This is a genomic window from Ruegeria sp. CDSB022 (assembly GCF_059611145.1).
Genome location: NZ_JBXWOZ010000001.1, coordinates 232,331 through 250,868 on the forward strand (window position 1 = coordinate 232,331; position 18,538 = coordinate 250,868).

Genomic DNA, 18,538 nt, shown 5'->3' on the forward strand with positions numbered 1-18,538 from the left:
AATACACCCTTTGCGACCACAGGGTCGGGGAGGGATTTCGTAGTGTCTACAAGTGACAAAAACTTCACCGGCTCAATTCCAGACATTTATGATGAATTTCTGGTTCCATTGATTTTCGAATCTTATGCCGCAGACTTGGCAAAGAGAGTCGCTGATACCAAACCCAAAGCTGTTTTGGAGACCGCCGCGGGTAGCGGAGTAGTAACACGTGCGTTGGCCCCGCTGCTGAGCGACGAAATTCGTTATGTGGTTACTGATTTAAATCAACCGATGTTGGACAGAGCGTCAACGCAGCAACCGAAAGCCAATCGAATAGAATGGAAGCAGGCGGATGCGTTGGCGTTGCCCTTTGAGACAAATACATTTGACGTTGTCTGTTGCCAGTTTGGGGTGATGTTTTTTCCTGACAAAGTAGCTGGTTACAAGGAAGCCCTTCGTGTTTTGAAGGATGGCGGGTGTTTTATCTTCAATGTTTGGGACAGTATCGAAGAGAACGAGTTTGCGCATTGCGTGACGAAGACGGCATCTCGGTTTTTCCCGGAAGATCCCCCAGTGTTTTTAGCAAGAACACCCCATGGGCACGGCAATATTGATTCAATTGTCGATGATCTTAAGGAAGCTGGTTTTACGGATATCGAAACACTGACCATTTCCGAGCAAAGCCGAGCGAGCAATCCGCAAGCTCCGGCAGTGGCTTACTGCCAGGGGACACCGCTTAGAAATGAGTTGGAAGAACGTGCTGCGGGCTCATTGACTGAAATTACAGACGCCGCCGCCGCCGACATCGAAAAGCTGTTTGGTAAAGGGCCGGTGTCCGGCAAAATTCAGGGGCATGTTTTTCTTGCGAGACCGTAAACGCCAAATTGATTTTTCTACCCACTCTATTCGCTTCTGCGTTGTGAATTAGTAAGAATTCCAACCCGTTGCCCTACCCCCGTACGTTCTATTCCCGAGGCATAAACTTCTCTGCGTCATAACTCCTTTCAACAAGCCGGACACAGCGGCGACAGAAAGGAGCATCTGGACATGGTATTCGATTTCTTGCGTCGTGGAGCGGCAGAGGAAGCGCCCGAAGCAAAGGCAAGTGCAGCCGGACCCGTGGTTGCATGGCAAACCGGTGGGCGCGTGGCGTGGAGCCCTCGGGACGCTGTATCGCTGACGCGGACGGGGTTTTCGGGGAATCCGGTGGGGTTTCGCTCGGTCAAGCTGATTGCCGAGGCGGCGGCGGCGTTGCCGCTGGTGCTGCAGGATCAGGCGCAGCGGTATGAGACGCATCCGATCCTGTCCCTGATGCGTCGCCCGAATGCGGCGCAGGGACGGGCGGAGTTGATGGAGGCCTTGTTCGGGCAGTTGCTGCTGTCGGGCAATGCATATGTCGAGGCTGTGCAGGCCGAGGAAGGGCTGCCGGTTGAGCTACATGTGCTGCGCTCCGATCGGATGAGAGTGGTGCCCGGGGCGGATGGGTGGCCCAAGGCGTATGATTACGCGGTTGGCGGCAAGAAGCACCGGTTTTCGGCGGAAAACATCTGTCATATCAAGTCGTTCCACCCGCAAGATGATCATTACGGGTTCTCGCCGATGCAGGCGGCGGCGATGGCGATTGATGTGCATAACAGCGCGTCGCGTTGGTCAAAATCGCTGCTGGACAATGCGGCGCGGCCTTCGGGGGCGCTGGTCTGGAAGGGCGGTGATGGCCATGGAGTTATGGCCGAGGACCAGTTCCAGCGTCTGTCCGATGAGATTGAGCAGAACTATCGCGGGGCGCGGAATGCTGGTCGTCCGATGGTTCTGGAAGGGGGGTTGGATTGGAAGCCGATGGGCTTTTCGCCCTCGGACATGGAGTTTCAGAAGACCAAGGAAGCCGCCGCCCGCGAGATCGCGCTGGCCTTTGGGGTCCCGCCGATGCTGCTGGGGATACAAGGCGACGCGACCTATTCGAACTATCAGGAGGCCAACCGGGCGTTCTATCGCCTGACAGTGCTGCCTCTGGTGACGCGGGTGGCGGCGGCGGTGTCGGAGTGGCTGGCGGGTTTTTCCGGTGAGGAATTGGTGCTGAAGCCCGATCTGGATCAGGTGCCTGCGCTGTCGGCGGAACGGGACGCGCAATGGGCGCGGGTCAATGGGGCCGAATTCCTGAGCGATGCCGAAAAGCGCGCCTTGCTGGGGCTGCCGGAGCGTGCGGATGGCTGAAGGATATCCGCCATTCGATTGCGCGCCAGGCTTGCGGCTGGCCGCGCATGAGCGGGTGGCCGAGATCCAGCATGAACATCTGTGCAGGCGGCTGGATCAGATCGAAGAGATGATGGAGCGGCTGGAGAGGCGATTGTGGCTGACGGTGTATGGCGTGGCAGCGGTGATCCTGGCGCAGGCGTTTCAGTCATTCCTTTCAGTAACACCATGAATTCAGCAGGTTACATGGAGAAGATTATGGATTTGGAGCATAAGTTCGCACGGTTCGGAGACGGCCTTTCGGTGACCGAGGACGCGGTGATCGAAGGTTATGCCAGCCTGTTTGGACAGGTGGATCAGGGCAGTGACGTGGTGCAGAAAGGTGCGTATCGCGGTTCCCTTGAGGGGCTGGCTACAGCGGGCCAAAGGGTCAAGATGCTGTGGCAGCACGATCCGGCGCAACCCATCGGGGTTTGGGACGAGGTGCGCGAGGACGACCGGGGCCTGTGGGTCAAGGGCCGTCTGCTGAAAAGCACGCAAAAGGGCCGCGAGGCGGCCGAGTTGATCCGGGCGGGCGCAATGGATGGCCTGTCGATTGGCTATCGTACCAAGCGCTCCGTGAAGAATGACAAGGGCCAGCGGGTCCTGACCGAACTGGAGCTGTGGGAGGTGTCGCTGGTGACGTTCCCGATGCTGCCCAGTGCGCGGGTGGCGGCAAAGGGGGTGGACCCCGAGGCCGAGAACACCTGGCGCAGTATTGCCGAGGTGTTTGATCACGCCCGGCAGGAGCTGGCGCGAACCTAGCGCGCCGAAACCTCACCCCCAAAAAGGAAGTGCTGATGAGCAAGACCGAAACCCCGGCCTTGACCGGAGAGGGTGTGCCCCTGGTTCAGGAGGTGAAGCAGGCGATGACTGGCTTCGTGAACGAATTCAAGGGCCTCAAGGCTGAAGTTAAGACAAAATTGCAACAGACAGAAGAGCGATTGACCATGCTGGATCGTAAATCAACCATCGCGGCACGCCCGCATCTTGCAGCCTCAATCGAGGACGGCGCACCGCATCAGAAGGCCTTTGATGCCTATGTGCGTTCGGGTGAGGATGACGGCCTGCGTGGTCTTGAGATGGAGGTGAAATCCCTCTCGAGCGCTGTGAACAGTGACGGTGGGTACCTGATTGACCCGCAAACCGCCGAGATCATCAAATCGGTGCTGAAATCTACGGCCTCTATCCGCTCGATTGCTTCGATCGTAAATGTCGAGGCGAACTCGTTCGATGTTTTGATCGACCACACGGATGTCGGTGCGGGCTGGGCAGATGAAAATGCTGCGGCGAGCGAAACCAGCACCCCGTCGATTGACCGAATCTCGATCCCGCTGCACGAGTTGAGCGCACTGCCCAAAGCCTCGCAGCGACTGCTGGATGACAGCGCGTTCGATGTCGAGGGTTGGCTGGCCGGCCGTATCGCGGACAAGTTTGCACGCGCCGAGGCCTCGGCCTTTATCAACGGCGACGGTGCGGACAAACCCAAGGGTATTCTGAACCACGCCAAGGTCGACAACGATGTTTGGGATTGGGGTAACATTGGTTATGTCCCCACCGGCATCGATGGCGGTGTCGAGGCGGATGCCATTGTGGACGTGGTTTATGCGCTGGGTGCGCAGTACCGGGTCAACGGAACCTTCGTGATGAACTCGAAAACTGCTGGTCTGATCCGCAAGCTGAAAGACAGCGATGGCCGCTTCTTGTGGTCGGACGGTCTGGCGGCGGGTGAGCCGGCACGTCTGATGGGCTATCCGGTGCTGATCGCCGAAGATATGCCGGATGCGGGAACCGACAGTTTCTCGATTGCCTTCGGTGACTTCCAGGCGGGCTATACCATCGCCGAGCGCCCGGACCTGCGCGTATTGCGCGATCCCTTCAGCGCCAAACCGCATGTTCTGTTCTATGCGACCAAGCGCGTCGGCGGTGATGTCAGCGACTTTGCTGCGATCAAACTCGTGAAATTCGGCACCGCCTAAAGCGGGCTGAATCCCGGGGGGCCTTCGCCCCTCGGGGCGGCGGGCGCGGGTCGGGGTGAGACCCCTGCGTTGTCTAGCTGCTCCCCTCCGTCCGAGCAACGTGGGGCGGCGCGTGCCCGTCAATTCCTGAAGTTACGGCCCCGGAGGGGTCCGAGATTGCGGAGTGAATGGATGATGTTGATCGAAGAAACCGCCATCGCGGATGCGGCGCTGCCGGTGGATCAGTTCAAGGCGCATTTGAGGCTGGGAACAGGCTTTACTGGTGCCAGCGTGCAGGATGAAGTGCTCAAGGGCTTCTTAAGGGCGGCGATTGCTGCGATTGAGGCGCGTACCGGGAAGGTACTTATCACGCGTGAGTTTTCCTGGAGCCTTAACAGTTGGCGTGACCCTGCGGGCGAAGTGCTGCCTGTGGCGCCGGTCTCGACCATCAATACGGTCAGTTTGACGGATGCAGCGGGTACTGAAATCGCCGTTTCGTCTGACAGATACAGATTGGATCGCGATAGCCAGCGCCCGCGGATACGCCCTGCCGGGGCTGTCTTGCCCGCTATTTCGACCGGCGGATCCGTGAAGATCGCGTTTATCGCCGGTATTGCCGGGGAATGGTCAAACTTGCCGGCAGATCTTGGGCAGGCGGTTCTGTTGTTGGCCGCGCATTACTATGAATACCGGGATGAGACCACGTTGGGTGCCGGCTGTATGCCCTTTGGCGTGACCAGCCTGATCCAACGCTATCGTGTGGTTCGTTTTGGTGCAGGGGTGGCCCAATGAAGGCACCCCGGCTGAATAGAAAACTGTTGCTTGAATCCTCTGTGCGCACCGCTGATGGCGCCGGTGGGTATCTGGAAACATGGGTCGCCTTGGGCTCGGTTTGGGCCGAAGTCACTGCGCGCAGCGGGTCAGAGAGAAATGTTGCAGGGTTGCCGGTTTCGCGTGTCGGCTACCGGATTGTGGTTCGTGGCAAGCCAGAAGGATCGAGCATGCGCCCCTCGCCGGATCAGCGGTTTGCGGAAGGCACACGCCGTTTCGTTATCCGCGCCGTCGCCGAGCGAGACCCGCGCGGCCAGTACCTGATCTGCTTTGCGGATGAGGAGGTGGCGGTATGAGCTATGGCGTTTCAGCCGCGTTCCAGGCGGCAATCTACCAGAAATTGTCGGAAGACACACAGATCAGCACTCTTTCAGGTGGAGCGATCTATGACGCCGTTCCAGCGGGTTCAGTTCCGCAAACCTATGTGACGCTGGGCCCGGAAGAGGTGCGCGATGCCTCGGACCGATCGGGGACCGGTGCCATCCATCGTTTCACGGTGTCCGTCGTGTCCGAAGCTGCCGGGTTCGGTGCAGCAAAAACGCTGGCGGGGGCGATTTGTGACGCCTTGGACAGTGCAGGGCTGACCCTGGATCGAGGCCGATTGGTCGGGCTGTGGTTCGAACGTGCCTCGGCCCGTCGGACCGGAACGGGCGGCGCGATCCGCCAGATCGACCTGAGATTCCGCGCCCGCGTGGAAGACGATTAAGTAATCAACGGAGAGAGTAAATGGCTGCCCAGAACGGAAAAGACCTGTTGGTCAAAGTGGATATGAACGGCTCAGGCCTGTTCGAGACCATTGCGGGGCTGCGTGCCACGCGGGTCAGTTTCAATGCGGAAAGTGTCGATGTCACCAGCCTGGAAAGCCAGGGTGGCTGGCGCGAGCTATTGTCGGGCGCGGGGGTCAAGTCGGCCTCGATCTCGGGCTCGGGCGTATTCAAGGACGCGGGAACGGATGAGCGCGCGCGACAGCTGTTCTTTGACGGTGAGACACCTGGTTTTCAGATCATCATCCCGGATTTCGGGATTGTTGAAGGTGCGTTCCAGGTGACCGGCATCGAATATGCGGGCTCTCACAATGGTGAAGCGACCTATGAAATGAGCATGGCAAGCGCCGGTGCTCTGACCTTTACGGCGCTGTAACGATGGCCAATCCGTGGACGGGAGAGGTGGCACTGACCATCGATGGAGAGCAACGGGTTCTGAAGCTGACGTTGGGCGCTTTGGCGGAACTGGAACGGGAGTTGGGCACAGGGACACTGGTTGAACTGGTGCAACGGTTCGAAGGCGGCGCCTATTCCAGCGGTGATGTTCTGGCGCTTATCGTCGCCGGGCTGCGGGGGGGCGGGGCCAATGTCACCCGCGCCGATCTGCTGAGTGCCGAGATTGAGGGCGGGCCAATGCACGGCGCGTGTGCTGCGGCCGAGTTGTTGGCAAGGGCCTTCATGGTGCCGGGGCAGGCATGAGCGGGTTCGACTGGCCCGCATTGATGCGGGTCGGATACCTCAGCCTACGCCTGACACCGGATCAATTCTGGAGCCTTACCCCGGCCGAGTTGCGGCTGATGCTGGGGCATGGCGCGGGCATGCCTTCGATGAACAGAATGGGTCTGGACGCGTTGCTGGCGGCCTATCCGGACAAGACAAAAGGAGAGCGTGATGACGGATCGTAACGGGTTGGAAGACCTGCAGGAGCGGGGCGAGGCGCTTGGCGACTCGTTGGGTGATGCGGCGTCGATGGCCGCGGCATTTGATGGGCAGATGAAGCGCATCAAAGCAGCCTTTGAGGAAACGGGCAAGGATGTGGCGACGCTGGAGCGTGGCATGTCCGGTGGCCTGCGACGGGCGTTCGATGGAGTCGTGATGGACGGAATGAACCTGTCCGATGCGCTGGACGTGTTGAAGAACTCGATGATCCGCACCGCTTATTCTGCTGCGATCAAACCGGTCACGGATCATTTCGGCGGCCTTCTAGCCAATGGGATCGGAGGTTTTGTGAAGGGCATTCTTCCTTTTGCTGACGGCGGCAGCTTCAGCCAAGGACGGGTGATGCCCTTTGCCAACGGTGGAGTGATCAGCGGTCCAACCACGTTTCCAATGCGTGGGGGCACCGGGCTGATGGGCGAGGCTGGCCCCGAGGCCATCATGCCGCTGGCCCGCGGTACCGATGGGAAATTAGGTGTGCGCATGTCTGGCGGCGGCTCTGCGGTGAACGTGGTGATGAACATCACCACCCCGGACGTGCAGGGTTTTCGTCGAAGCCAAAGCCAGATCGCGGCCCAGATGAGCCGCGCGCTGGGCCGTGGCAATCGCAATAGGTAGATCAGGGAGCAGACCATGAATTTCCACGAAGTGAGATTTCCGGCCAGCCTGAGTTTTGGTTCGGTTGGTGGGCCCGAGAGGCGCACGGATATTGTGACGCTGGCAAACGGGTTCGAAGAGCGCAATACCCCTTGGGCGCATTCGCGGCGGCGCTATGATGCCGGTTTGGGGATGCGGTCCCTGGATGACATCGAAACGTTGATCTCCTTCTTCGAGGCGAGGCAGGGGCAGATGTTTGGATTTCGCTGGAAAGACTGGTCCGATTTCAAATCTGGTGCGGCTACGGGCGAAGTTGCCCAAGGCGACCAGATCATTGCGCAAGGTGATGGTGTAGCGACAGAATTCCAGCTGGTAAAAACCTATTCCTCGGGTGGATTCACTTATGTAAGGCCGGTCGTCAAACCCGTATTGGGAACCGTCCGCGTGGGCGTCGAGCAGGATGAGATGCGTGAAGGTGTCGACTTCGAGGTGGATCTGAACTCGGGGTTGGTCACGTTCTATTCGCCTCCGCCTGAACGGGTTGATATCACCGCCGGCTTTGAATTCGATGTGCCAGTGAGGTTTGACACCGACAAGATCCAGACAAGTGTCGCGAGTTTTCAGGCAGGGGACGTTCCGAACGTGCCAGTGGTCGAGGTGCGTGTCTGATGGCTGGTGACAAACAGGCCCTGCAGGCCCATCTGCAGAGCGGTCTGACAACGACCTGTCGGTGTTGGGCGATTACGCGCACAGACGGTGTTCAGCTTGGCTTTACCGACCATGACCTGAAGCTGAGCTTTGAAGGCCTGGACTTCAATGCAAGTTCGGGTCTGACGGCGGCCGCGATCGAGCAGGCAACGGGGCTGTCCATTGATAACTCGGAAGCAATGGGTGCGTTATCGGATGTCGCAGTAACCGAAGAGGATATCGAATCCGGTCGCTTCGACGGGGCCGAGGTGCGGGCATGGCTTGTGAACTGGGTCGATCCATCGCAGCGAATGTTGCAGTTCCGCGGATCAATTGGTGAATTGCGACGGGCAGGTGGGGCTTTTCATGCCGAACTGCGGGGCCTGACAGATAAGTTGAACCGACCTTTGGGCCGGATTTACCAAAAGCCCTGCACAGCCGTGCTGGGCGACAAGGCGTGCGGGTTCAACACCGATGCCCCGGGATATTCTGACGAAGCCGAAATCGTCGGTTTGACGGGGGGCAGTATTTTGCAGCTGCGAGGGGCGGAAACTCACCTTGAGGCATGGTTTGAACGTGGGCGGCTTGATGTGCTGACAGGCCGTGCGGCTGGGCTGTGGGGGGCGGTCAAGAAGGACCAAAAGACCGACACAGGTCGATCGGTCGTTCTGTGGTCTGCAATCAGCGGAGGATTGGCCGAGGGCGACAAGGTAAGGCTGACCGCGGGTTGTGACAAGCGCATGGCGACCTGTCGTGTGAAGTTCAATAATATCAATAATTTCCAAGGTTTTCCTGACCTGCCTACCGAAGATTGGGTGATGGCCGTTCCCAAGAACAACGGGGCGAACCGCGGAGGCAGCAGACGATGATACCGATAAAGCAAAGCATTGTTGATGAGGCCCGAAGCTGGCTTGGTACCCCCTATGTTCATCAAGCTTCTGTCAAAGGGGTCGGAACAGACTGTCTGGGCCTGCTGCGCGGCGTATGGCGGGCGGTGCTTGGGCACGAACCTGAGGCCGTCCCGATCTATAGCATGGATTGGTCTGAACCACAGGGCGAAGAGCGTATGTGGGCCGCAGCACGCCGCCATCTTATCGAGAAAGACCCGGCATGGTTTTCTGTCGGAGACGTGTTGCTGTTTCGTATGCGGGAAAGTGGCGTTGCCAAGCATTTGGGGATTGTCAGCACCTGTCGAGACATCCCTCGGTTCATTCACGCTTATTCCGGACATGGCGTTGTTGAAAGCGCCCTGAGCGACCCGTGGCGACGGCGGGTTGTTTCTTGTTTTGAGTTCCCCACGGAGGATATCTAGATGGCGACGATATTACTGTCTGCGGCGGGTGCCGCAGTTGGCGGGGCCATTGGCGGGACGGTTGCGGGCCTGTCCACGGCAGTTATCGGCCGTGCCATTGGTGCCACTCTTGGGCGTGTCATCGACCAGCGTTTGATGAGCCAGTCGGTCATGGGCAGCGGCAGCGAAGTTGTAGAAACGGGCCGATTGGACCGTTTTCGCTTTACTCAGACGGGCGAGGGCGCCGCTGTCGCCAACATCTTTGGTCGGATGCGTGTCGGGGGGCAGGTTATCTGGGCTTCGGATTTTCTGGAAGCCCGCAGCACCAGTTCTACCACGCAATCGGTTGGGGGTGGCAAGGGATCCCCCAAGCAGCCCGAGGTTACAACGACCACCAACAGCTACAGCTATTCAGTTTCATTAGCGGTCGCGTTGGGCGCGGGGCAAATATCTGACGTGCCGCGTGTCTGGGCGGATGGCGAAGAGATTGAGCGCAGCAGTTTGAATATGCGCGTCTATCCTGGCACCGACGATCAGCTGCCCGATCCGTTGATCGAAGCAATCGAAGGTACTGGAAATGTCCCGGCCTATCGTGGCACCGCCTATATTGTGATCGAAGATTTGAAGCTGGGCGCTTTTGGAAACCGCGTCCCGCAGTTCTCGTTCGAGGTCGTGCGGCAAGAGCAGCCTGGTTTGCCTGATACCGAAAATTCCTTGTCACGTATTGTACGAGGCGTGGCGCTAATGCCTGGGACCGGTGAATATGCACTGGCGTCCCAGCAGGTGAATTACACAAAAGGCCGCGGCCGCAGTTGGGCGGCCAATGTGAATTCAACCTCTGGTTTGCCTGATCTCGTGACGTCCACACAAGCCTTGAAAAGTGAACTTCCGGGCTGTGAAGCCGCCTCTTTGGTTGTGTCCTGGTTCGGAAGTGATCTGCGATGCGGTCAATGCAAGATACAACCAAAGGTTCTGCAAAATGGTATCGAAGGCAAAAATATGCCCTGGGGTGTCGCGGGGCTGACAAGGGCAACCGCCCAGATCGTTCGTCAGGAAAATAACGAGCCCGTCTATGGCGCGACACCAGCGGACGCGTCGGTCATTCAAGCGATCCAACACCTTAAGCAAGAGGGGAAGCGGGTCATGTTCTACCCGTTTATCCTGATGGATCAGATCGGTGGAAACGGATTGCCCGATCCGTGGTCAGACGCCAGCGATCAGCCCCACCTTCCCTGGCGCGGTCGCATCACCCTGAGCGTTGCGCCTGGGCGGGACGGGTCTCCGGACCAGATGGCTGAGGCCGATGTTCAGGTGTCCGATTTCTTTGGTCAGGCGCGAGCGGATGATTTTGTTATCGGAAACGGCACGGTTTCCTACTCTGGCCCGCAGGAATGGGGGTTGTGCCGATTTATTCTTCACTACGCTGCCTTGTGTAAGGCGGCAGGTGGGGTGGACTCCTTCTGTATCAGTTCGGAAATGCGTGGTCTTACCCAGATTCGTGGCCTAAACGGATTTCCGGCCGTTGAGCAGCTGCGCGTTTTGGCAGGGCAAGTGCGTAGTATTCTGGGGCCAGACACAAAGATCGGTTATGCGGCGGACTGGAGCGAGTATTTCGGCTACCAGCCAAATGATGGCAGTGGGGATCGCTACTTCCACCTCGATCCGCTTTGGGCGGATGACAACATAGATTTCGTCGGTATCGACAACTACATGCCTCTGTCCGACTGGCGGGACGGTGAAGATCACGTGGATGCGGATGCCGGCGCAAAATCCATCTACGATCTTTCCTATCTGCGTGGGAACATCGAAGGTGGCGAAGGCTATGACTGGTATTATGCCTCGCCCGAAGAAGAGGCGGCACAAATCCGCACACCGATCGAAGACGGCACCCATAACGAGCCGTGGATCTGGCGTTATAAGGACGTTCGCAACTGGTGGTCACAACCGCATCACGAGCGAATCAATGGTGTGCGCAGCGATAACCCGACTCTTTGGTTGCCAGAGTCCAAGCCAATCTGGTTCACTGAGCTCGGTTGTGCGGCAGTAGACAAAGGCACCAATCAGCCCAACAAGTTTCTGGATCCTAAATCTTCAGAATCCGGGTTGCCGAAATATTCAAACGGGTTTCGGGACGACTTTCTGCAGGCGCAATACCTCAGGGCGGTCCTTGGCTATTGGTCGGACGCAGATATCAATCCAGTTTCATCCAGCTATGGTGGCCCGATGGTGGACGTGTCCAATGCCTATGTCTGGGCGTGGGATGCGCGGCCCTATCCGACCTTTCCAAACCTGCGCAGCCAATGGAGCGATGGGGCAAACTATGCCCGCGGCCATTGGCTTAATGGGCGTTCCGGCTCACGAACGCTGGCCTCTGTTGTGACCGAACTTTGCCATGCAGCCGGCGTTACCGAGATTGATGTCTCGGGTCTTTACGGTACCGTTCAGGGCTATGCGGTTGAACAGGTTTCGGATGCCCGTTCGGCATTGCAACCGCTCATGCTGCGGTATGGTTTCGATGCGCTTGAACGCGAAGGAAAGCTGATCTTTCAGATGCGGGATGGCGCACGTGCCCTGACCCTGAATGAAGAGCAGTTGGCCATCACTTCGGACATTGACGGACACGTGGAATATCGTCGCGAGGCTGAGGCGGAAATGTCTGGCCGTGTCAGGCTGCGCTTTGTTCAGTCTGATGCTGACCATGAAATAGCCTCGGAAGAGGCTGTGTTGCCTGATGATGAAACCCATTCGGTATCGGTAAATGAGATGCCGTTGTCCATGACGCGGGCCGAGGGGCGTCAAACGGTGGAACGCTGGCTGAGTGAGGCGCGTGTCTCGCGTGAAACGGCTAGGTTTGCATTACCGCCTTCGCTTTTGAATGTCGGGGCAGGGGATGTTGTGCGGCTGGTCAGTGGTGGGCAGGACGCGCGCTATCGCATTGACAGGCTTGAACAGGCCGAAATGCAACTGGCCGAGGCTGTCAGGATCGAGCCCGGCGTTTACACACCGCCAGATGCCCCCGCTGATGAAGTTACGACGAAGCCATTTGTCGCTCCGGTGCCGGTGCTGCCGGTATTCTTGGACCTGCCTCTGATCACCGGTTCCGAGGTGCCGCATGCGCCATATCTTGCGGTTGCAGCAGATCCCTGGCCAGGAAGCGTTGCGGTGTACGCCGCACCCGGAGACGAAGATTATGTGCTGCAACAGGTGATTACAGGGCAGACCGTCATAGGTTTCACCGAAAGCCCGATGCGAAGGGCCAGTGCCGGACTTTGGGACGAGGGCGATGCCTTGCAGGTCAATCTGGTAGATGGCCTGTTGGAATCTCGTCCACGGTCTGCCTTGTTAAGCGGGGCAAATCTTGCGGCGATTGGCGACGGAACGCCGGACAACTGGGAGGTGTTCCAATTCGCGGATGCGGCTTTGCAATCGACAGGTGCCTACTCCGTGTCCGGGCGGTTGCGCGGTCAGCTGGGGACAGATGCGATTATGCCCGATCTCTGGCCCGAAGGATCAATGTTCGTGTTGTTGGACGAACGTGTCTTCCAGACAGGGTTGTTGCGGTCGGAACGTGGCCTGACCAAACATTATCGCATTGGCCCTGCAACCAGAGGGTATGAAGATCCCTCTTACGAGCATCTGGTCGAGGCCTTTGAAGGCAATGGTTTGCGGCCCTACGCCCCCTCTCATCTTCGCGTGCAGCAATCCAGCTCGAGGGACGTGTTCTCATGGGTGCGGCGGACACGTCTGGATGGCGATGACTGGTCCGGGCTGGATGTGCCGTTGAATGAAGAAACCGAAGCCTACCTTATTCAGGTCCGGCAGAATGGTAGCCTGATCCGGGAACAGGTCGTTGCCCAGCCGGATTGGAATTACACGTCGTCCATGAAGGCCGGTGACGCTGCAACTGGGTCTTATGAGGTGTCGGTTTCGCAGATATCTGCGGCTTACGGACCTGGATTGCCTGTCAGGCTGCAGGTCGGATAGGCGCGGTGCGGCCCGTATTGCACGGAGATGTCAGCGCGGCGGCGCGTGTTTTGTTGAACGCGCCGCCCGATCAGCGTGAACGCTTATGCCGACGTATGATTGCCGAAGCTGAAACGGCTGAAGGCCATGTAAGTAAAACAGGGCGGCTACACCCGTTGTTCGGCAACGGTTCGTTAATGGCTGCGGCGCGAAACCGGCGCCTTGCCGCCGAACCCGCATTCGATGATCTGCAGTATTGCCGGTGTTTTGAGACGGTGCTGCGTCATTTGATCCGGTTCCGCATCAACCAGAAGCACAGCTGACACATCTGGTTGCGGCGAGGTCCAATTCAAGTCGGCCATTTGGAATCGGCTCGCCGCAATCTTCGCAGAATCCGTATTCTTGACTTTCAATCCGCTTCAACGCGGCCAAAAGGCGTCGGTATTCAAGGTCCCGATTGACTTGGTGCGCCTTGGCCATGGCCTGGTTCTGTAGCGCATCCATCCGGCTCAGACGACCGATAGATTGTTGATCCAGTTCAACAACAGATTGCGCATCTTTCCCGGCCTGCGACTGGCGCGCCAATTCGTCCAGCCTGGCACGGATTTTCTCGTTGATCTGCTTCAGGTCAGCCTCATTCATTTTCGTTGCTTTGCCGATCACGGGTTTGCGTTTGGCGTTTTAGCCACTAAATGGCATTCTAGGCGCAGCAAAGGATCAAAAGCCATGTTGGAAAAGCGCAGTCATGTCACACCTGTAGATCCCGTTTGGGATCGCATCACGACCGAGGCTCAGGCCGCGGTCGAGAATGAACCACTGATGGGTGGATTGGTGCACGCCTGTATTCTGCATCATCGCAGCCTGACCAGAGCATTGTCCTATCGCGTTTCCGCAAAACTATGTTCGAACGAAATGTCGATGATGGTTCTGCGCGAGATCGTGGACGAAGCTTATGCTGACGATCCCCATTTGATTGAGGCCGCCCGCGCAGACCTGATGGCGGTCTACGAGAGGGACCCGGCCTGCCACCGTCTTCTGCAACCGATTCTGTATTTCAAGGGTTATCAAGCGATGCAGGCCTACCGCGTCGCCCATTGGCTATGGCTCAAGGGGCGATATGATCTGGCCTATTTCTTCCAGATGCGGTCCTCTGAAATCTTCGGTATCGACATTCACCCGGCTGCCAAAATCGGCAAGGGGATCATGATCGACCATGCTCATTCCATCGTGATCGGTGAAACGGCCATCGTTGGCGACAATGTTTCGATGTTGCATTCGGTCACGCTGGGCGGGACTGGAAAAGAAGAGGAGCAACGTCACCCCAAGATTGGTGATGGCGTTTTGATCGGCGCCGGCGCCAAAGTCTTGGGCAATATCAAAGTGGGCCATTGTAGCCGGATTGCCGCCGGTTCGGTGGTGCTGCAAGAGGTGCCACCATGCAAAACTGTTGCCGGTATTCCGGCCAAGATCGTCGGTGAAGCTGGATGTGACCAGCCCTCGATCTCGATGGATCATATGCTGGGCAAAGATCACTAGATCTGAAGGTTCTTAAAGAAAAAGGCCGCCCAGTAGAGGGCGGCCTTTTTTAGCCAGATATCAGGCTAGCATGACCATCGGGTTTTCCAGATTGTCGACGATCGCCTGCAGCAGCTGCGCACCGAGGGCACCGTCGATGACCCGGTGATCGACCGACATCGTAACCGACATGACTGTTGCAACCGTCAGTTCGCCATCGTCACCAACAACTGGTTTCTTTGCGCCAGTGCCGACGGCCAGAATGCCCGCATGCGGTGGGTTCACGATAGCGTCGAAATTGTCGATGCCGAACATGCCCAAGTTCGAGACCGCAAATGTGCCGCCCTGATACTCATGCGGGGCCAGCTTGCGTTCGCGGGCACGGGCAGCCAGGTCCTTCATCTCGGTTGAAAGCGCTGACAGCGACTTGGTGTCGGCGTCTTGCAGGACCGGCGTGAACAGGCCACCTTCGATCGCGACGGCAACGGCCACGTCCGAGGGTTTCAGCTGCAGAACCCGATCTCCCGCCCAGACGGCGTTGCATTCGGGCACCTGTTGCAGCGCATTGGCCAAGGCCTTGATGATGAAGTCATTGACGCTGAGTTTGAGGCCGCGGGCCTCAAGTTGCTTATTCAACTGACCGCGGAATTTCAGCAGTGCATCCAGCTTGATATCCCGGCGTAGATAGAAATGCGGGATTGTTTGTTTGGCCTCGGTCAAGCGCGCGGCGATGGTTTTGCGCATCCCGTCCAGCTTAACCTCTTCGTAATCGCGGGATTCGTACATCCGCATGACCATATCCGTCGAGGGGCCGGTTGGCGCGGCTGTGGAGGCTGGTGCTAATGCGGCCTGTACAGGGGCAGCCGCCACAGCAGGGGCTGCGGTTGCGCTTTCGACATCCGCCTTGACGATACGCCCATGTGGGCCGGATCCACTGATTTGCGCTAGGTCGAGACCTTTTTGCGCAGCGATGCGACGAGCCAGGGGCGAGGCGAAGATACGACCGCCATCTGCCTTGACCGGCGCTGCCGGGGCGGGGACGGGCGCTTCGGACGCCGCTGGAGCGGAGGCCTCGTTGCCCGTGGCGGCTGGCGCCGCCGCCGGAGCCGCTGCAGGCGTTGCACTGATATCATCAGCGCTTTCGCCTTCTTCCAGCAAAACCGCGATGGCGGTGTTGACCTTGACCCCTTCGGTTCCTTCAGGGATCAGGATTTTGCCGATTGTGCCTTCGTCAACGGCCTCGAACTCCATCGTGGCCTTGTCGGTTTCGATTTCGGCGAGCAGATCTCCGGAGGAGACTGTGTCGCCCTCTTTGACCAGCCATTTGGCAAGCGTGCCTTCCTCCATGGTCGGCGACAGGGCGGGCATCAGAATTTCGGTGGGCATCTGTCTGTTGCTCCCTTACCGGTAGGTCACTTGTTTGACGGCTGCGATCACCTCGTCGGTGGTCACCAGCGCCAGTTTTTCGAGGTTCGCTGCGTAGGGCATCGGAACATCCTTGCCGGTGCAGTTGATGACAGGCGCGTCGAGGTAATCAAACGCTTCCTGCATCACCACCGATGAAATGTAGCTGCCGACCGAGCCTTGCGGCCAGCCTTCTTCGACGGTCACAAGACGGTTGGTTTTCATCACCGAATTGATGATTGCGCCTGTGTCCATCGGGCGGATGGTGCGCAGGTCGATCACTTCGGCACTGATACCGTCCTCGGCCAGTTTGTCGGCGGCTTCCAGTGCGAACTGCATGCCGATGCCAAAGCTGACGATGGTCACGTCTGTGCCCTCGCGCCAGATGCGGGCCTTGCCCAACGGAATGCTCAGGTCATCCACCTGCGGTACTTCGAATGAGCGGCCATAGAGGATTTCGTTTTCCAGGAAGATCACCGGGTTCGGGTCACGGATCGCGGATTTCAGCAAGCCTTTGGCGTCGGCCGCTGAATAGGGCATGACGACCTTGAGGCCGGGGATCTGCATATACCAGGCCGCATAGTCCTGACTGTGCTGGGCTGCCACGCGGGCGGCGGCACCGTTCGGACCCCGGAACACGATGGGACAGCCCATCTGACCGCCGGACATATAGAGCGTCTTCGCGGCCGAGTTGATGATCTGGTCAATCGCCTGCATGGCGAAGTTGAAGGTCATGAACTCGACAATCGGTTTCAACCCGCCAAAGGCCGAACCAACTGCGATCCCGGCAAAACCATGTTCGGTGATCGGGGTGTCGATTACGCGCTTGGCGCCAAACTCATCCAGCAAACCTTGCGAGATTTTATAAGCGCCCTGATATTCGGCGACTTCTTCACCCATCAGGTAGACGTCACCGTCATTGCGCATTTCTTCGGCCATGGCGTCGCGCAGGGCTTCACGCACGGTTTCAGATTTCATCTCGGCATCAGCTGGCCAATCTGGGGACAGATCTACCTTAGGTGCGGCTGGGGCAGAGACAGGAGCAGGGGCCTCAACCGCAGCAGGGGCGGCTTCGGTCGTCGCTGCGGCTGTGGGTGCAGCCGCAGGCAGGGCGGAGGCGTCTTCGCCTTCTTCGACGAGGATGGCGATAGGGGTATTTACTTTGACCCCTTCGGTGCCTTCAGCGATCAGGATCTTGCCCATGATCCCTTCATCAACGGCTTCAAACTCCATCGTGGCCTTATCTGTTTCGATTTCGGCCATGATATCGCCGCTTGATACGGTGTCGCCTTCCTTGACCAGCCATTTGGCCAGGGTGCCCTCTTCCATCGTGGGGGAAAGGGCGGGCATGAGAATTTCGGTTGCCATGTCTTAATCGTCCTCTCAGGCGTAGATATCTGTCCAAAGCTCGTCCAGCGACGGCTCGGGGCTTTCTTTCGAGAATTCAGCGGCTTGATTGACGATCTCCTTGATCTCTTTGTCGATCGCCTTCAGGTCATCCTCGGTCGCGTGTTTGCCGGAAAGCAGCAGCTCGCGGACATGTTCGATCGGGTCGCTTTGTTCGCGCACCCTCTGAACCTCTTCGCGGGTGCGGTACTTGGCCGGGTCGGACATCGAGTGTCCGCGATAGCGATAGGTTTTGATTTCCAGAATGTACGGACCTTTGCCCGCGCGGCAATGGGCGACAGCCTTTTCGCTGGCCTCTTTGACCGCTAGCACATCCATTCCGTTGACGATCTCGCCAGGGATGCCGAACGCCTCGCCCCGATGGTAGATGTCTTTGGTCGAAGTCGAACGTGCCTGGGACGTCCCCATGGCGTATTGGTTGTTCTCGATCACAAAGATCACCGGCAGTTCCCAGATCGCGGCCATGTTGAAGGTCTCATAGACCTGCCCCTGGTTTGCGGCGCCGTCCCCGAAATAGGTGAAGGTGACGCGGCCGTTTTCCTGATACTTGTCGGCAAAGGCCAGACCGGCACCCAGAGGAACCTGCGCTCCGACGATGCCGTGACCGCCATAGAAATGCTTCTCTTTCGAGAACATATGCATCGAACCGCCTTTGCCCTTGGACAATCCGCCCTCGCGCCCGGTCAGTTCTGCCATTACGCCGCCCGGATCCATGCCGCAGGCCAGCATATGCCCATGATCGCGATAAGAGGTGATCCGCTTGTCACCTTCTTCGGCGGCTGCTTCCAGTCCCACAACAACTGCCTCTTGACCGATATACAGGTGGCAGAAACCACCGATCAGACCCATGCCGTATAGCTGGCCAGCCTTTTCTTCGAATCGGCGGATCAGCAACATTTCACGGTAATAGGTCTTGAGTTCTTCCGCAGAAACGTTTGGTTTCTTTGTGGTTTTTCGCGCAGCCATTGTGGCGATCT

The 18,538-nt window shown here is 58.3% G+C and carries 22 protein-coding genes; 18 read left to right on the top strand and 4 right to left on the bottom strand.

Annotated features, from left to right (window positions below):
* The first annotated feature begins 42 nt into the window (after nucleotides 1-42).
* The 17 genes from AC2FIZ_RS01165 (at nucleotide 43) to AC2FIZ_RS01245 (ending at nucleotide 13,558) form a co-directional block, all read left to right on the top strand.
* Nucleotides 43-855, top strand: a complete 813-nt coding sequence (locus AC2FIZ_RS01165) for a class I SAM-dependent methyltransferase (RefSeq protein WP_271947611.1) — start codon at nucleotides 43-45, stop codon at nucleotides 853-855.
* Between the two features lie 171 nt (nucleotides 856-1,026).
* A complete protein-coding gene (locus AC2FIZ_RS01170) occupies nucleotides 1,027-2,190 on the top strand; it encodes a phage portal protein (RefSeq protein WP_281971921.1) in 1,164 nt (387 codons plus the stop codon).
* A complete protein-coding gene (locus AC2FIZ_RS01175) occupies nucleotides 2,183-2,401 on the top strand; it encodes a GTA head formation protein, RCAP_rcc01685 family (protein WP_142633175.1) in 219 nt (72 codons plus the stop codon). The genes AC2FIZ_RS01170 and AC2FIZ_RS01175 overlap by 8 nt, the downstream gene beginning before the upstream one ends.
* Nucleotides 2,402-2,415: 14 nt before the next feature.
* The gene (locus tag AC2FIZ_RS01180; RefSeq protein WP_496790461.1) at nucleotides 2,416-2,973 is read left to right on the top strand and encodes an HK97 family phage prohead protease; all 558 of its coding nucleotides are present in this window, start codon (nucleotides 2,416-2,418) and stop codon (nucleotides 2,971-2,973) included.
* Nucleotides 2,974-3,008: 35 nt separating this feature from the next.
* Nucleotides 3,009-4,187, top strand: coding sequence for a phage major capsid protein (locus AC2FIZ_RS01185; RefSeq protein ID WP_281971923.1), 1,179 nt, complete (start codon nucleotides 3,009-3,011; stop codon nucleotides 4,185-4,187).
* A 171-nt stretch (nucleotides 4,188-4,358) separates the two neighbouring features.
* Nucleotides 4,359-4,958: a head-tail connector protein gene (locus tag AC2FIZ_RS01190; protein WP_281971924.1), complete on the top strand. Its 600-nt coding sequence runs from the start codon at nucleotides 4,359-4,361 to the stop codon at nucleotides 4,956-4,958.
* Nucleotides 4,955-5,293 (top strand): phage head closure protein, encoded by a 339-nt coding sequence (locus AC2FIZ_RS01195; RefSeq protein WP_271947601.1) that lies wholly within the window; start codon nucleotides 4,955-4,957, stop codon nucleotides 5,291-5,293. Before AC2FIZ_RS01190 ends, AC2FIZ_RS01195 begins: the two co-directional genes overlap by 4 nt.
* Nucleotides 5,290-5,703, top strand: a complete 414-nt coding sequence (locus AC2FIZ_RS01200; protein ID WP_496790462.1) for a DUF3168 domain-containing protein — start codon at nucleotides 5,290-5,292, stop codon at nucleotides 5,701-5,703. Before AC2FIZ_RS01195 ends, AC2FIZ_RS01200 begins: the two co-directional genes overlap by 4 nt.
* Nucleotides 5,704-5,723: 20 nt before the next feature.
* Nucleotides 5,724-6,137, top strand: coding sequence for a phage major tail protein, TP901-1 family (locus AC2FIZ_RS01205; RefSeq protein ID WP_142633188.1), 414 nt, complete (start codon nucleotides 5,724-5,726; stop codon nucleotides 6,135-6,137).
* 2 nt (nucleotides 6,138-6,139) lie between these two features.
* Entirely contained in the window at nucleotides 6,140-6,460 is a 321-nt protein-coding gene (locus tag AC2FIZ_RS01210; RefSeq protein ID WP_142633190.1) for a gene transfer agent family protein, read from the top strand.
* Nucleotides 6,457-6,666: a rcc01693 family protein gene (locus AC2FIZ_RS01215; protein WP_271947596.1), complete on the top strand. Its 210-nt coding sequence runs from the start codon at nucleotides 6,457-6,459 to the stop codon at nucleotides 6,664-6,666. Before AC2FIZ_RS01210 ends, AC2FIZ_RS01215 begins: the two co-directional genes overlap by 4 nt.
* On the top strand, nucleotides 6,653-7,315 hold the full coding sequence (locus AC2FIZ_RS01220) for an RcGTA-type gene transfer agent tail tape measure protein (protein WP_271947594.1): 663 nt from the start codon (nucleotides 6,653-6,655) through the stop codon (nucleotides 7,313-7,315). The genes AC2FIZ_RS01215 and AC2FIZ_RS01220 overlap by 14 nt, the downstream gene beginning before the upstream one ends.
* Before the next feature lie 15 nt (nucleotides 7,316-7,330).
* A complete protein-coding gene (locus AC2FIZ_RS01225; RefSeq protein WP_281971926.1) occupies nucleotides 7,331-7,963 on the top strand; it encodes a DUF2460 domain-containing protein in 633 nt (210 codons plus the stop codon).
* The gene (locus AC2FIZ_RS01230) at nucleotides 7,963-8,850 is read left to right on the top strand and encodes a phage/gene transfer agent baseplate hub protein (RefSeq protein WP_496790464.1); all 888 of its coding nucleotides are present in this window, start codon (nucleotides 7,963-7,965) and stop codon (nucleotides 8,848-8,850) included. The genes AC2FIZ_RS01225 and AC2FIZ_RS01230 overlap by 1 nt, the downstream gene beginning before the upstream one ends.
* Nucleotides 8,847-9,293 (top strand): C40 family peptidase, encoded by a 447-nt coding sequence (locus tag AC2FIZ_RS01235; RefSeq protein ID WP_271947589.1) that lies wholly within the window; start codon nucleotides 8,847-8,849, stop codon nucleotides 9,291-9,293. The genes AC2FIZ_RS01230 and AC2FIZ_RS01235 overlap by 4 nt, the downstream gene beginning before the upstream one ends.
* Complete coding sequence (locus AC2FIZ_RS01240; protein WP_281994463.1) at nucleotides 9,294-13,256, top strand: baseplate multidomain protein megatron; 3,963 nt, start codon at nucleotides 9,294-9,296, stop codon at nucleotides 13,254-13,256.
* Nucleotides 13,257-13,261: 5 nt separating this feature from the next.
* Nucleotides 13,262-13,558: a DUF7742 family protein gene (locus AC2FIZ_RS01245; RefSeq protein ID WP_281994464.1), complete on the top strand. Its 297-nt coding sequence runs from the start codon at nucleotides 13,262-13,264 to the stop codon at nucleotides 13,556-13,558.
* Here the strand turns inward: AC2FIZ_RS01245 and AC2FIZ_RS01250 are convergent.
* Complete coding sequence (locus AC2FIZ_RS01250) at nucleotides 13,539-13,877, bottom strand: TraR/DksA C4-type zinc finger protein (RefSeq protein WP_271948079.1); 339 nt, start codon at nucleotides 13,875-13,877, stop codon at nucleotides 13,539-13,541. The two genes, AC2FIZ_RS01245 and AC2FIZ_RS01250, sit on opposite strands and share 20 nt — an antisense overlap.
* Nucleotides 13,878-13,961: 84 nt before the next feature.
* On the opposite strand from AC2FIZ_RS01250, the gene cysE reads away from it, so the two are divergent.
* Complete coding sequence (gene cysE / locus AC2FIZ_RS01255) at nucleotides 13,962-14,771, top strand: serine O-acetyltransferase (protein WP_142633207.1); 810 nt, start codon at nucleotides 13,962-13,964, stop codon at nucleotides 14,769-14,771.
* Between the two features lie 60 nt (nucleotides 14,772-14,831).
* Here cysE and AC2FIZ_RS01260 read toward each other — a convergent pair whose 3' ends face one another.
* The 3 genes from AC2FIZ_RS01260 to pdhA are packed head-to-tail and all read right to left on the bottom strand — an operon-like array spanning nucleotide 14,832 to nucleotide 18,527.
* Nucleotides 14,832-16,136, bottom strand: a complete 1,305-nt coding sequence (locus AC2FIZ_RS01260) for a pyruvate dehydrogenase complex dihydrolipoamide acetyltransferase (RefSeq protein WP_281994465.1) — start codon at nucleotides 16,134-16,136, stop codon at nucleotides 14,832-14,834.
* A 15-nt stretch (nucleotides 16,137-16,151) separates the two neighbouring features.
* Nucleotides 16,152-17,522 carry a pyruvate dehydrogenase complex E1 component subunit beta gene (locus AC2FIZ_RS01265; RefSeq protein ID WP_142633211.1) on the bottom strand — a complete coding sequence of 457 codons (1,371 nt, stop codon included), beginning with the start codon at nucleotides 17,520-17,522 and terminating at the stop codon, nucleotides 16,152-16,154.
* A 15-nt stretch (nucleotides 17,523-17,537) separates the two neighbouring features.
* The gene (gene pdhA, locus AC2FIZ_RS01270; RefSeq protein ID WP_496790465.1) at nucleotides 17,538-18,527 is read right to left on the bottom strand and encodes a pyruvate dehydrogenase (acetyl-transferring) E1 component subunit alpha; all 990 of its coding nucleotides are present in this window, start codon (nucleotides 18,525-18,527) and stop codon (nucleotides 17,538-17,540) included.
* Between the last annotated feature and the right edge of the window lie 11 nt (nucleotides 18,528-18,538).